Annotated in this window: 10 protein-coding genes; 9 read left to right on the plus strand and 1 reads right to left on the minus strand. The window is 36.1% G+C overall.

The genetic code is table 11. The features are described 5' to 3' along the window. Positions 1-38 precede the first annotated feature (38 nt). The 9 genes from P2086_RS03130 (at position 39) to P2086_RS03170 (ending at position 12,856) form a co-directional block, all read left to right on the plus strand. A complete protein-coding gene (locus P2086_RS03130) occupies positions 39-986 on the plus strand; it encodes a hypothetical protein (RefSeq protein WP_317898977.1) in 948 nt (315 codons plus the stop codon). A gap of 92 nt (positions 987-1,078) precedes the next feature. After that, on the plus strand, positions 1,079-3,823 hold the full coding sequence (locus P2086_RS03135; protein ID WP_317898978.1) for a 2-oxoglutarate dehydrogenase E1 component: 2,745 nt from the start codon (positions 1,079-1,081) through the stop codon (positions 3,821-3,823). A gap of 34 nt (positions 3,824-3,857) precedes the next feature. Then, entirely contained in the window at positions 3,858-5,120 is a 1,263-nt protein-coding gene (odhB, locus tag P2086_RS03140) for a 2-oxoglutarate dehydrogenase complex dihydrolipoyllysine-residue succinyltransferase (protein ID WP_317898979.1), read from the plus strand. Between the two features lie 164 nt (positions 5,121-5,284). Then, entirely contained in the window at positions 5,285-5,902 is a 618-nt protein-coding gene (locus P2086_RS03145; RefSeq protein WP_317898980.1) for a thioredoxin family protein, read from the plus strand. Positions 5,903-6,023: 121 nt separating this feature from the next. After that, positions 6,024-6,197, plus strand: coding sequence for a C1orf53 family protein (locus tag P2086_RS03150; RefSeq protein ID WP_317898981.1), 174 nt, complete (start codon positions 6,024-6,026; stop codon positions 6,195-6,197). A 9-nt stretch (positions 6,198-6,206) separates the two neighbouring features. After that, positions 6,207-8,228 (plus strand): urocanate hydratase, encoded by a 2,022-nt coding sequence (hutU, locus tag P2086_RS03155; RefSeq protein WP_317898982.1) that lies wholly within the window; start codon positions 6,207-6,209, stop codon positions 8,226-8,228. 20 nt (positions 8,229-8,248) lie between these two features. Further along, a complete protein-coding gene (locus P2086_RS03160; RefSeq protein WP_317898983.1) occupies positions 8,249-9,262 on the plus strand; it encodes a hypothetical protein in 1,014 nt (337 codons plus the stop codon). Positions 9,263-9,404: 142 nt separating this feature from the next. Beyond that, on the plus strand, positions 9,405-11,546 hold the full coding sequence (locus P2086_RS03165; protein ID WP_317898984.1) for a S9 family peptidase: 2,142 nt from the start codon (positions 9,405-9,407) through the stop codon (positions 11,544-11,546). Between the two features lie 56 nt (positions 11,547-11,602). Then, positions 11,603-12,856 carry a glycosyltransferase family 87 protein gene (locus tag P2086_RS03170; protein ID WP_317898985.1) on the plus strand — a complete coding sequence of 418 codons (1,254 nt, stop codon included), beginning with the start codon at positions 11,603-11,605 and terminating at the stop codon, positions 12,854-12,856. Here P2086_RS03170 and P2086_RS03175 read toward each other — a convergent pair. Continuing rightward, positions 12,837-13,745, minus strand: coding sequence for a type IX secretion system membrane protein PorP/SprF (locus P2086_RS03175; protein ID WP_317898986.1), 909 nt, complete (start codon positions 13,743-13,745; stop codon positions 12,837-12,839). The genes P2086_RS03170 and P2086_RS03175 overlap by 20 nt on opposite strands. Positions 13,746-13,762 lie beyond the last annotated feature (17 nt).

The raw sequence follows: 13,762 nt of genomic DNA on the forward strand, positions 1-13,762 counted from the left end.
CAAAAATTATACTATATTAGTGTTATTTATGAATAGACATGATAACCCGAATCATCATAAAATATTTATTGATTTTAATTTTTACATCCTCTAATACCACTTTATTTGGTCAATTGGCAAGCTTTGGAACACATTCAAAGCGTAAACCATTAACCCGCTATAAATTTGCTGCCTATTCTTATTTCGATTTTTGGCGGGAAGCAGGCATTGGTATCCAAAGTCAAATAGGGTCAAAATGGAGCATCGATCTTTCCGCGTTTTATATTCGGCCTAATTCTTTTATTAAAACAAAAATCAGAAATTGGGAATATTACAATTTTGATGGCGCAGGAATTTCTTTAAAACCAAAACTATACATAGGAATAACAGGCTTATATATTGGAATGGCGTATTCTTTGGAGTATTTAGAGCACAAAAAAATACGCGTGGCTTATAATGCTTCGAATTTAAACCCAGACCTTGATATCTATTATAATGAAGAATCCTGTTATGGCTGGGCTTCAACTATTGGCTTTACAGTCGGGAACAAGTTCCAAAATCGCAAATTAATTATTGAACCTTTTTATGTGATAGGAATTACGGTTGCAAGTTTAACCGGCACAACCTATTCCTCTACTTCACCCTATAGTTATGGGATACACTATCCCTATCAATTCACTTCAGTTTCGCCATATCTATGTATGAATTTTGGTTTAAAAATAGGATTCAACTTTAAAAAAAATAAAAAGGCAGAAAGGATCGATTCAAAATTTGATGCCATTTATCTTCCACGGCATTCGGCACTAATGAAATACATGGAAACCATTGATTTTAAAAGGCTGGAGCATCCAAAATCTTTTAAAAAAGCAAATTCAAAAATTAAAAAAGCAGATAAGGCCCTTCTAAAAATATATCTGAATAACTACAGTGATACAACCGAAATGTATCTTAAAATCGAAAACTATTTCGATGAAATAGATAACCTTATTGAACAAGGAAAAAAATAACAAACGGCTCACCACCCTGCCATATTTTTAGGGTTTTTCGGACTTAAATCCAATAATTTCTTTAAATTTACCCATTATTCTAACTCGGTAAAATGGACAAATTTTCGTACGTAGGAAACAGCGATGTGGTTGCAATTGAAGCGCTCTATAACCAATTTCTAAAAGATCCTAATTCAGTTGATAAAACCTGGCAGGACTTCTTTAAAGGTTTTGAGTTTGCGAGAACAGACTATTCACAAACTACTACAAGCTCAAATACCGGAACCACTAACATTCCAGAAAATGTTGCAAAAGAATTTGCGGTAATCAACTTAATTAATGGATACCGAACGCGTGGACACTTGTTTACTAAAACCAATCCCGTTAGAAAACGCCGAAAATACAAACCAGATCTAGGGCTCGACGTTTTTGAACTTGAAGATAAAGATCTTGAAACCGTATTTCACGCCGGTACTCAAATACAAATTGGAGACGCTAAATTAAAAGACATTGTTGCTCACCTTGAAAGAACCTATTGTCAAAGCATTGGTGTTGAGTACATGTTTATCCGTAACCCCAACTTATTGACTTGGTTGCAGGAAAGAATGGAAACTTCACGAAATATTCCAAAATTCGACAAAGAACAAAAAAGAAGTATCCTTAAAAAAGTTACCGAGGCCGTAACATTTGAAAATTTTCTAGCAACAAAGTTTGTAGGTCAAAAAAGATTTTCACTCGAAGGCGCTGAATCATTTTTACCCGCAATGAATGCATTAATGGAACATGGCGCAGAGCTGGGTATTGAAGACTACATAATAGGAATGGCTCACCGCGGACGTTTGAACGTTCTTGCGAACATTATGAATAAACCTACCATTGATATTTTTACTGAATTTGAAGGTCGCCCAAGTGAAGACGGTTTGTTTGACGGTGATGTTAAGTATCACATGGGTTATAGTAATGATGTAATTAGTGAATCCGGTAAATCTGTTCACGTATCTTTAACTCCAAATCCTTCTCACCTTGAAACAGTTGCTCCTGTAGTGGAAGGTATTACTCGTGCAAAAATAGATGGTCGTCACAAGGGCAATCATAGAAAAGCTTGCCCAATCATTGTTCATGGTGACGCCGCTATTGCAGGTCAGGGCGTTGTATATGAAGTAGTTCAAATGGCTCATTTAGATGCTTATAAAGTAGGTGGAACTGTTCACTTCATTATTAATAATCAAGTTGGTTTTACAACTAATTATAGAGATGCGCGTTCAAGTACCTACTGTACAGACGTTGCTAAAGTAACCAAGGCTCCAGTATTTCATGTTAACGGCGATGATGTGGAAGCACTAACCCTCGTTGCAAAAATGGCAATCGAGTTTCGCTTAAATTTCCGTAAAGATGTATTTATTGACATTCTATGTTATCGTAAATATGGGCATAATGAGGGTGATGAACCTCGCTTCACGCAGCCTTTGCTTTACAGAGAAATTGCTAAACATCCGAACCCAAAAGAAATTTACGCAAAAAAATTAATCGAAGAAGGAAGCTTCACGCAGGATGAAATTGATGAACTTGAAAAATCAATCAAAAGCGATCTTGAAAAAAATCTTGAGTCAGCGAAAAAGGTAGAAAAAGCTAAAGTAACTTCGTATCTACAAGGCCCATGGCAGGGAGTTCAAATGGCTAGTGATACAGCTTTTGATGAGTCTCCTGTAACTGCTATAGGTAAAAAAACATTTTTAGACCTCGCTCAAAAAACTACCGAACTCCCAAAAGACAAAAAGTTTTTTAATAAAACTGAACGCTTGTTTAATGATCGTAGAAATATGATTAAGTCTGATACCTACGATTGGGCAATGGGAGAGCTATTAGCATACGCGTCGTTAATGACAGAAGGACATAGGGTTCGCTTTAGCGGTCAGGATGTTGAACGCGGAACTTTCTCACACCGCCATGCCGTTATTACAATGGAAGATAGCGAAGAAGAATATGTTCCACTAAATAATATTGGTGCCCCTGAACGACTCGAAATTTATAATTCCCATCTCAGTGAATATGCCGTTCTAGGTTTTGAATATGGGTATGCTTATGCCTCACCCAATGCTTTAACTATTTGGGAAGCACAATTTGGTGATTTCTTTAATGGCGCTCAAATTATTATCGACCAATATTTATCTTCTTCTGAATATAAATGGAGAAGGATGAACGGGCTAGTAGTATTGTTACCGCATGGTTATGAAGGACAGGGGCCAGAACACTCAAGTGCACGTGTAGAGCGTTTTTTACAAATGTGTGCAGAAAATAATATGCAGATTGTAAATGCAACGACTCCTGCACAACAATTTCACGCACTTCGTCGCCAACTAAAACGAGGATTCCGTAAACCACTAATTTGTTTCACGCCAAAAAAATTATTGAGATACCCTACTTGTGTAAGCGGTGTAAAAGATTTTACAGAAGGTAAATTTCAAGAGTTAATCGATGATATAAGTGCTGATGTTAAAAAAATAACGCGTGTTGCATTTTGTAGCGGTAAAATTTATTACGATTTAATAGAACGCAGAGAAAAAGAAGGTGCTAGTGATATTGCCTTTATTCGGTTAGAGCAGCTATATCCGTTTCCACAAAAACAAGTAGATGCGATCCTTGCCAAATATAAAAACGCAAAAGAGTATTTATTTGTTCAAGAAGAATCTGAAAATATGGGCGCCTGGAGATTTGTCGACAAAAATTTACGCTCTTTAAATATGAGATACGTTGGTAGAGATGAAGCAGCAAGCCCTGCAACAGGTTTTGCAAAGAGACATGCAGCAGAAAGTGAAGAAATTATGCTTGGTATTTTTTCGAAAGTACTGGTTAAATAAAACGAAAATATAAACACATTCAATAAAATCATTTATGGCAATTGTAGAATTAAAAGTTCCTAGTCCGGGAGAATCGATCACAGAAGTTATAATAGCCCGTTGGGTAAAACAAACTGGTGATGTTGTAGAAAAAGATGAAGTGTTAGCAGAGATCGATTCCGATAAAGCTACATTGACCTTGAATGCCGAAGAATCGGGAAAAATTGAATTATTAGCCGCAGAAGGTGACACGGTAAAAGTTGGTCAAGTTGTACTTAAGATAGATACCTCTTTCAAACCTGAAGCAAAAAAAGAAGCTCCGAAAGCTGAAGTAAAAGTCGAAGCAAAAAAAGAAGAAAAAGTAGCGGTACAGCAAGAAACTGCTCCAGTAAAAACTTCAAGCCAATCCTACGCAACAGGGACACCCAGTCCCGCTGCTGCAAAAATAATGGCAGAAAATAACATTGCTTCAAATCAATTGAATGGCAGTGGTAAAGATGGTCGTATAACTAAACAAGATGTATTAGCTGCACTTTCTAACGGCTTGCCTTCTGCCGTAAAAGCACTCAGCAATAGTTGGCAAGGTAATCGTGACAAAGAGCGTGTGAAAATGACTTCGTTACGCAAAGTAGTTGCTAAAAGATTGGTAGCTGTAAAAAATGAAACCGCTATGCTAACTACTTTTAATGAAGTAGACATGAGCGAGATTTATTCTATACGCGCTAAATACAAAGATAAATTTAAAGAGGTTTACGGAACTAATGTTGGTTTTATGAGTTTCTTTACAAAAGCAGTTACTGAAGCTTTATTTCATTATCCCGCTGTAAATGGCATGATTGATGGTGACGAAATTGTGTATAGCAAATATTGTGACATTGGCATTGCTGTGAGTGCACCAAAAGGTTTAATGGTTCCTGTTTTACGCAATGCTGAATTAATGAGTTTAGCAGAGATTGAAATGGGTATTAAAGGATTAGCGATTAAAGCCCGTGATGGTAAATTAGGTATCCCTGACATGGAAGGTGGTACGTTTACCATTACTAATGGTGGTGTTTTCGGAAGTATGATGAGTACTCCAATTATCAATCCTCCTCAAAGTGCTATTTTAGGAATGCACAATGTTGTTGATCGCCCAATGGCGGTAAACGGACAAGTAGTGATTCGTCCTATGATGTATGTTGCTCTTAGCTATGATCACCGTATTATTGATGGTAAAGAAAGTGTTGGCTTTTTAGTGAAAGTAAAAGAAATGCTTGAAAATCCAAGTCGCATGTTATTTGGAGGTAAAAATCCAGAAGAAATTTTACTTGGATTATAATTCCTTCGTTTAACAACTCTTCATTATTTCTTGGCAAATATCATACAATTGCTAAATTATGTCAAGCAATTGCCTTGTTTCGTCTAAAATCTAAGGTTTTAACACTTAATTGGTTTATTATAGGCTTTCAATTAATTAAATTCGAAATACTAAAACTCGTAGCTATGAAGAATAAAAATTATTTTACAATTATTTTATTAGCTGTTTGCACTGCTCTGTTTTCTTTCATCAGTTTTCCAGTATTAGAAGAGCTTACATTAAATTCACCCGTACCGATGGGTGATTATAAAATGAAAGACGTGTCCGGCAATTCATTTAGTTTAAACGAAATTAAGACCGCTAAGGGTTTACTGGTAATTTTTTCCTGTAATACCTGCCCATACGTAAAACTGAGTGCGGCGCGAATTAAAGAATATTCTGATTTTTGCCAGTCGAATGGGATTGGTTGTGCCCTAATTAACAGTAATGAAGCACAACGCAACGAAGACGACAGCTTTGAAGAAATGGTAAAATATTACAATTCTCAAAAATTAAAATGCGCTTATACCGTAGATGAAAAAAGTCAACTTGCCGATAAATTTGGCGCCGGCCGTACACCGCAATGCTTTTTGTTCAACGCTAAGGGTCTTATTTACAAAGGTGCAATTGATGACAATGTGAAAGATCCTGCAGCAGTTAAAGAAGCGTATTTAAAAAATGCCTTGGCTGCTTTGCTTAAAAATGAGACTCCTAAAACACAAGAAACCAAGTCAATAGGTTGCACGATTAAACGGGCAGAATAATTATTTTGGTAGTGTTAATGAGATTGGAAGATTCAGCAACTGCTGGATCTTTTTTTATACCTATATTCTTGATAAAACTATGGGACTTAACTAAACTCTTATTTATATCTTTGTAAAGAAAATGTTTAACAAAGAGTTAGATCCAGAAGATTTTTACTACAGTCCAGAAGGTTATATTGTGTTTACAGAAAAGTACCACTTAAAGCGTGGTCATTGCTGTAAAAGCGGCTGCAAACATTGTCCTTATGGTTATAACAAAAAAACAGGTAATTTCGACAAAGATTTAAAAAAATAATATTATTGCATGTCAACCTCAACGCAAATTTCATTTAAAGATCTGATTTTACAGGGCATTCCGTCAGCCCTTCCATCACCAAGTTCTTACGATCAAAACATTAACCATGCACCAAAACGCAAAGACATTCTTAGTTCCGAAGAAAAAAAATTAGCTGTACGCAATGCTCTGCGTTACTTTGACAAACAGCATCACGCTATTCTAGCCAAAGAATTTGCAGAAGAATTAAAAACTTACGGTAGAATATATATGTACCGTTTTCGTCCCGATTACAAAATATATGCAAGGCCAATAAACGAGTATCCGCACAAATCTAAACAAGCGGCGGCAATCATGCACATGCTCAGCAATAATCTCGACTATGCTGTAGCGCAACATCCGCATGAACTGATAACATATGGCGGTAATGGTTCTGTTTTTCAAAACTGGGCTCAATATCTTTTAACCATGCAGTACCTTGCCACCATGACAGATGAACAAACGCTCGTTTTATATAGTGGTCATCCCATGGGTTTGTTTCCCTCGCCAAAAGACTCTCCGAGACTTATTGTTACTAACGGGATGATGATTCCCAATTACAGTAAACCAGATGACTGGGAAAAATTTAATGCGCTTGGTGTAACACAATACGGACAAATGACCGCTGGTAGTTTTATGTATATCGGTCCACAAGGCATTGTACACGGCACAACCATAACCGTTATGAATGCAGCTCGCAAAAAATTTAAAACGGAAGAAGAGCGTAAAGGTAAACTATTTGTTACCTGCGGTTTAGGTGGAATGAGTGGCGCGCAACCTAAGGCGGCAAAAATTGCAGGACTTGTTTCTATAACCGCCGAAATAAATCCTAAAGCAGTTAAAACCCGTTTCACTCAGGCTTGGGTAGATGAAGTATATTCAGATCTCGATAAATTAATACAAAGAACAAAAGAAGCTCAAAAAAATAAGGAAGCCGTGAGCCTTGCCTATGAAGGAAATGTGGTTGACCTGTGGGAAAAACTGGTTCAAGAAAACATAAAAGTAGATATTGGCAGTGATCAAAGTTCATTGCACAACCCTTGGGCAGGTGGTTACTATCCCGCAGGACTGAGTCTTGAAGAGAGTAATACTATGATGGCCGAAAGACCCGAGCAATTCAAACAAGAAGTTCAAAAAACATTGGTACGACACATCAATGCTGTAAACGCTTTGACTAAAAACGGCATGTACTTTTTTGATTATGGAAACGCTTTTCTTCTTGAGGTTTCAAGGGCAGGTGGAGACGTTTTTGCTGATAATCAAAAAACAGATTTTAAATATAAAAGCTATGTGCAGGATATTTTAGGTCCTATGTGTTTTGATTATGGATTTGGCCCGTTTAGGTGGGTGTGTACCTCTGCAAAACCAGAAGATTTGGCAGTAACAGACAAACTCGCACAAGAAGTTCTTGAAGAAATTTATGCAACAGCGCCTTCAGAAATTCAACAACAGCTTTACGATAACATTATTTGGATTAAAGAGGCGCAGCAAAATAATCTGGTTGTAGGTTCACAAGCCCGTATTTTATACGCAGATAGCGAAGGAAGAATTAAAATTGCACAAGCGATAAATAAAGCAATAAAAGAAGGTAAGATCTCGGCTCCCATTGTATTAGGTCGCGATCATCACGATGTAAGTGGCACAGATAGTCCTTATAGAGAAACATCTAATATATATGACGGAAGTAAATTTACCGCAGACATGGCCGTTCATAATTTTGTAGGTGATGCCTTTCGTGGAGCCACTTGGATTAGTTTACATAATGGCGGCGGTGTTGGTTGGGGAGAGGTAATTAATGGTGGCTTTGGTTTGGTTTTAGACGGCAGCGTCGAAGCAGAAAAAAAACTTGAACAAATGCTTTTTTGGGATGTGAATAATGGAATAGCCCGTAGAAGTTGGGCGCGTAATGACGAAGCTATTTTTGCCATTAAACGTGAAATGGCGCGCCGGCCTGATTTAAAAGTTACACTTCCAAATTTAGTAGATGACAATTTACTTGATGCTTTAATATAAATCTTTGATATTATAAATACATGAAAAAGTTTTTAGTTTTATTTTTTTGCTTCGCTGCTTTTAGTAAATATATTTGTCAGGTACGACCTATTAACAAGCTAACACTTGAAACCACTTACTCTTACACTGAAATAGATAAAAAACTCAGAGACGTTATAGACGAAGCTGATAAGCCATCCTACTTTGATGATGCGTTTTTTAATTCCTTATTAAAAAGAATTGTAAGTGATAAACAATACTCAGACAAAGAAAAAACACAGCTTTTTTATTTGATGCACAAAAAGCTGGGTTTTGCATTTGTTGGTGTAAATTATTTACCGCCAAAGCAAAATTACTTTACCTTCTTTCTGGGAGAAGTTATCACCCTTCAAAAAACAGCTTTTTTATTAAGAAGTCTCAACTACAATGTAAATGAACTGCTTGTCATAGTGGACTCAACCGCGAAACGTGATGCTGTTATTGCTTCTAATGCACTATTGCTAGCCACCGTTCTCAATCCAAAAGCTGTTTTAGAAAAACTCCACAAATACTCATTGGGCGAAGAAATTCAAAGCGTAAAACACCCAGATATTTTTAATCATTATGTTTGTTTGAGTGCTGCAATTAGTCAGGATACAATTATCACGGCTAATCTCATAAGTAATATTCTTGGTTTTAAAACAGAAGCTCAAATAGAGGATGCTTTATGCGCTCTTTATGCCAAAAATAATCCAGTAAGTACAATTAAAGATTATATAATGGGGGAAAACAATCCAGAGAATAATCTTGCGATTCAAACTGCGCTCTGTGCCCTTGCCGTAAAAGTTCCAGAAGCAACTTTCGAAAAAAGCGTTAAAAGTTTTGCTAAGGAAGCCAGTGAAAAATGGAAAAAAGATTTATTTAAAGATCTCGCCTCAAACAAAACTCCTTTCAATTATAGTATTAGTGATCCAGAGCAAATTGTCACAAAAAAATGGGAAGGAATTGTTTTAAGCTTTTACACAGATGGGGGACTTATTAGCAATGGTAATTTGCTTGAGTTTGACCCGAACTAAGATTTGAAATTCTTGGAAAGGCTGCTCTCTTGTTCTATTCTAAAAAATCTCAAACAAAGTCGCTTATCAATTTCCAATATCCCCCCAAAAGATCTGCAAATACCCGACTTTTTTTGATATTTTAGAGGCTTCAATTTTAATTATGAAAAAAATATTTTTAAGTGTAAGTCTTACTTTTTTAATAAGTATTACCAGTTTAGCCCAAAACAAATTACTAACAATTCAAGATGCGGTTCTTAAGGGGCGCAGCACTCTTGCTCCAAAACGCCTTCAGAATCTAGGATTTATACCAAACTCAGCCAAAGCTTCTTACATAGATAAAAACGAACTTTTTATTTTAAACACTGTTGATGCAAAGATCGTGTCTTCTTTGTCATTATCAGAGTTTAACAAAACGCTTGCTCAAGTTGGTATAGATACCGTTTTAGCTTTTGACGCTTTAAAATGGAAAAACGAAAATGCGTTTTATTTTAAAAATAAAAAAAGTGAATCACTCTATAATTTCGATAAAAAAACAATTAGTGAGTCAGACCGTAAAACAGCTGATGCTTCGTTAGAAGGACTAGATGAGTTTAAAGAAGGTGAAGTTTTTGCTTATGTAAAAGAAAATAATGTTTTTATTTCATCCAACGGAGAAGTTACTCAAATAACTAAAGACGGTTCATACGAAATTGTTAATGGTAAAAGTGTGCACCGTGATGAATTCGGTATTCATAAAGGAACGTATTGGAGTCCTAATGGCAATTATCTGGCCTATTATCGTATGGATCAAACAGATGTAACTGATTATCCTATTATCGATTGGAGTACATATCCTGCACATAACGAAAACATTAAATATCCCATGGCCGGCAACAAAAGTCATTACGTTAAATTGTTAGTTTATGATCTTAAAAAGAAAACCGCAACTGAAGTAAAAGTAGAGGGCCCGAAAGACCAATACCTCACTAACGTTTCCTGGAGTCCGGATGAGAAAAAAATTTACATGGCCATTCTAAATCGTGAACAAAATTATTATAAACTAAATGAATACGATGCTCAAAGCGGTGCTTTTGTAAAAACCTTATTTGAAGAAAAAGACGAGAAATATACAGAGCCTTCCAATCCAATGCTTTTTGTAAAAAACAATCCTAAACAATTTATCTGGCAAAGCCGTAAAGATGGCTTTAACCATTTCTATTTATACAATGTGGATGGAAGTCTTGCTAAGCAGCTTACCAAAGGTAATTGGGAGGTGAAGGCTGAAAACGGTTTTGATAGCAAAGGTGAAAATTTATTTTTTCACTCCAATGAACAAAGTCCCGTTAACCAGGATTTTTATTTAGTGAATTTAAAATCCGGCAAAATAACCCGTCTGACACAAGGTAACGGTTTTCATACAGTTGCTTCCAACAAAGAAGGCTCTTGTTTTTTAGATAATTTTACTTCTTGTTACACGCCTCGTGAATACAGATTTATTCAGGCAAACGGAAAGTCTGCCACTTTATATAAAGCAGAAAATCCTCTAAAAGAGTACAAGACTGGCAACTGGTCTTTGTTTAGTATCAAAAACAATCAAGGCACCGACCTTTATTGCCGAATGTTTAAACCGGTTGATTTCGACAGTACAAAAAAATATCCTGTCTTAGTGTATTTGTATAATGGCCCTCATTCGCAACTCGTTACTAATACCTGGATGGCGGGCGGAGAGGTATGGTATGAATACATGGCTGAAAAAGGATTTATAATATTTACTTTAGATGGCAGAGGAACTTCAAACCGCGGAAAAGCCTTTGAACAAGCTATACACAGACAGGTGGGCACTGTTGAAATGGAAGATCAACTAAGTGGTGTTTCGTATTTGAAAGGACTTCCTTATGTTGATGCTACCCGCCTTGGCGTTCACGGCTGGAGTTATGGAGGATTTATGACTACGTCTTTGATGACACGTAATGCCGGCATTTTTAAGGTAGCAGCCGCTGGCGGGCCCGTAATCGATTGGAGTTATTATGAGATTATGTATGGTGAACGCTATATGGATTCACCCCAAGAAAATAAAGAAGGTTACGATAAAAATAATTTATTGAATCACGTAGATAAATTAAAAGGAAAATTATTAATGATTCACGGCGCGCAAGACGATGTAGTTGTTTGGCAACACAGCATCATGTACCAAAAGAAAGCGGTAGACAAAGGTGTACAACTTGATTATTATGTTTATCCAGGACATAAACACAATGTTCTAGGAAAAGACAGAGCGCATTTGATGGAGAAGATCACGAATTATTTTATTGATAATTTGTAAACAAACACCTATTCAAAAAGGAAATTTTGGATACATTGTAGTGTTATAAAAGGTGTATGAAATTTCTAAATTCCATTTATTTTAAAGTTTTTGCTGGTATTTTTATACTGGCGTTACTTTTATATGAGTGTGTGGTACAGCACAATAAAGATTTCGATATTTTCATCAGTGCCTCTAAAATGATCTTTAATGGAGAAAGTTGTTACGAGGTTTGGATAATGCCAGCTGGATTGAAATATTATTACAGTCCGTTGTTTGCGGTACTGATGTTCCCTCTAAAATTCCTTCCACAAATTGGATACAATTTAATTTGGTTATCGTTCACTTTTTGGGTTATATATAGAACGTTTATTCTCCTTCCTTTTTTTCTTCCTGTCAATAAATTATCGCTTCTTGAAAGACACTGGTTTTATATTTTTGTAATTCTTTGTGTAGCACGTTACATCGTTGATAACCTTGCTCTTGGACAAATGACTTTCTTAATGGTGTGGGCGTCTTTAGAAGCGATTAAATTAATTTTTCAGAAACATCAGATTGCAGGCGCAATCTTGTTGGCTTTGATTATTAACTTTAAACTTATTCCTGTCGCAATTTTACCTTACCTGATTTATAAAAGAGAATTCCGCGCCGTGGGACTAACCATCTTGTTTTTTATTTTTTACCTCTATCTGCCGGTCGTTGTTCTGGGGTATGGGTTTAACAATCAATTAATGCACGCTTGGTTATCTTCATTGGCAAACACAGAAAGCAATAGTATTTTTGAAGACATGGGCCGGCCCAGTCTGTCATCACTTATCCCTTCTTTGGTGATGGAAACCCCTATTGAGTTTTCTATAAAGCGTAATTTTCTTGCACTTGATTCCGTTACCACGAATTCTATTTTAATGGTAGCGCGTTTAGCTTTGCTTCTCTTTCTAACCTTTCTGTTTGGCAAACCATTTCAAAAATTTAAAAGTAAAAAGAAATTATTTTATGACATTTCCCTTGTATTTATGGCCACTCCAATGGTATTCCCTCATCAGGGTAAATACGCCATTTATTATTTAATAGCCGCCTACGCTTATTGTATATATACGCTGATTAGATTATTTTATTTAAAGGGCAGGCCACATTACAAAATTGTTTATTCTTTCACCCTTCTCTTTGTGGTTTTGTCTTTTGTTGGTTTAACGCTTACCACGGATGGCTTAATCGGCAGAAGACTCAGCGACGCGTCAGAATATCTGAATTTAATAATTTACGGGGCGCTCTTTTTGTTGATTGCCATGGCTTTGCTTAAACCAAGAAAATTTACCACGCTTCAAAATTAGTAATTGAATTCCGTTGTTCTTTATTCCGTAGATTAAAACTCATAATGAACTGCCAGTAATCTTGATTGCTTTCTGAAAATGCCGGACTACTACTGTTTTTATTATAGACTAATTGAACAACAAAATAATTAGTTCTGCAGCCAACATTCATAAAAGCCGCGTCTCTCCAACGGTACCCCACTCCATAAATTAAGTGTTTTAAAATTAAAGCATTGATGGTTACCGACTGGTTTTCATATTTTTTTTGTGTACTATACTGTCCATATAAATTAAATAACCAGTTATCCGACAGTCGCAAATTATAGGAAGCGTGTATTTTGAATAGTGGGTTAGTTTTTTGTTCGCTATAAATTCCTACATCTGGTCTATTCATATTAAACACACTTACACCTCCGTAAAAATTCTTGTAATTAATCAGTAAACCTCCATTCAACGAAAAATACCCCGCGCTTACCCAATTGGAATTAGTACCCGGTTGCAAAAAAACAGTGTTCGCGTTGTACCCTTCGTTAATTTGGTTAGTGGTATAGCCCACTTGAATAGAAGGAATTATATTTAAATTCTGCTTAACAGTAAAATATTTCGCAAAAGAGAAACTTCCAGTGGAACTAGAATAATTTAAAGAACGCTCATAGTATCTAGCTGTAAATGCAACACCACTTTTTAAAGAAGTCAAATAGGCATCAAATACGTTATTAATAGAAAAGCTATTTAACAAGGCCTCAATAGGTGTTTGCGCGAAAGTTTGATTCCTTAACAAACCATTGCTGCCGGCGAAAGATGGATTAATTGCTACTAAGGATTGATACGGAACATTTGACTCCCCCTGAGCACTACTCTTTTTAGAAAAACAAGCGAGCAAAATGATGAGGCAAAACTTCTTTAACATAAAATTAAGGCTTGAAT

This window comes from Aurantibacillus circumpalustris, from assembly GCF_029625215.1.
In the GTDB taxonomy this organism is placed as follows: Bacteria; Bacteroidota; Bacteroidia; order B-17B0; family Aurantibacillaceae; genus Aurantibacillus; species Aurantibacillus circumpalustris.

What these genes read in the sequence shown, in the direction of transcription:
- P2086_RS03130 (WP_317898977.1), top strand. Translation starts at nt 39, where the DNA reads ATGATAACCCGAATCATCATAAAATATTTATTGATTTTAATTTTTACA.
- P2086_RS03135 (WP_317898978.1), top strand. Translation starts at nt 1,079, where the DNA reads ATGGACAAATTTTCGTACGTAGGAAACAGCGATGTGGTTGCAATTGAA.
- odhB (WP_317898979.1), top strand. Translation starts at nt 3,858, where the DNA reads ATGGCAATTGTAGAATTAAAAGTTCCTAGTCCGGGAGAATCGATCACA.
- P2086_RS03145 (WP_317898980.1), top strand. Translation starts at nt 5,285, where the DNA reads ATGAAGAATAAAAATTATTTTACAATTATTTTATTAGCTGTTTGCACT.
- P2086_RS03150 (WP_317898981.1), top strand. Translation starts at nt 6,024, where the DNA reads ATGTTTAACAAAGAGTTAGATCCAGAAGATTTTTACTACAGTCCAGAA.
- hutU (WP_317898982.1), top strand. Translation starts at nt 6,207, where the DNA reads ATGTCAACCTCAACGCAAATTTCATTTAAAGATCTGATTTTACAGGGC.
- P2086_RS03160 (WP_317898983.1), top strand. Translation starts at nt 8,249, where the DNA reads ATGAAAAAGTTTTTAGTTTTATTTTTTTGCTTCGCTGCTTTTAGTAAA.
- P2086_RS03165 (WP_317898984.1), top strand. Translation starts at nt 9,405, where the DNA reads ATGAAAAAAATATTTTTAAGTGTAAGTCTTACTTTTTTAATAAGTATT.
- P2086_RS03170 (WP_317898985.1), top strand. Translation starts at nt 11,603, where the DNA reads ATGAAATTTCTAAATTCCATTTATTTTAAAGTTTTTGCTGGTATTTTT.
- P2086_RS03175 (WP_317898986.1), bottom strand. Translation starts at nt 13,745, where the DNA reads ATGTTAAAGAAGTTTTGCCTCATCATTTTGCTCGCTTGTTTTTCTAAA.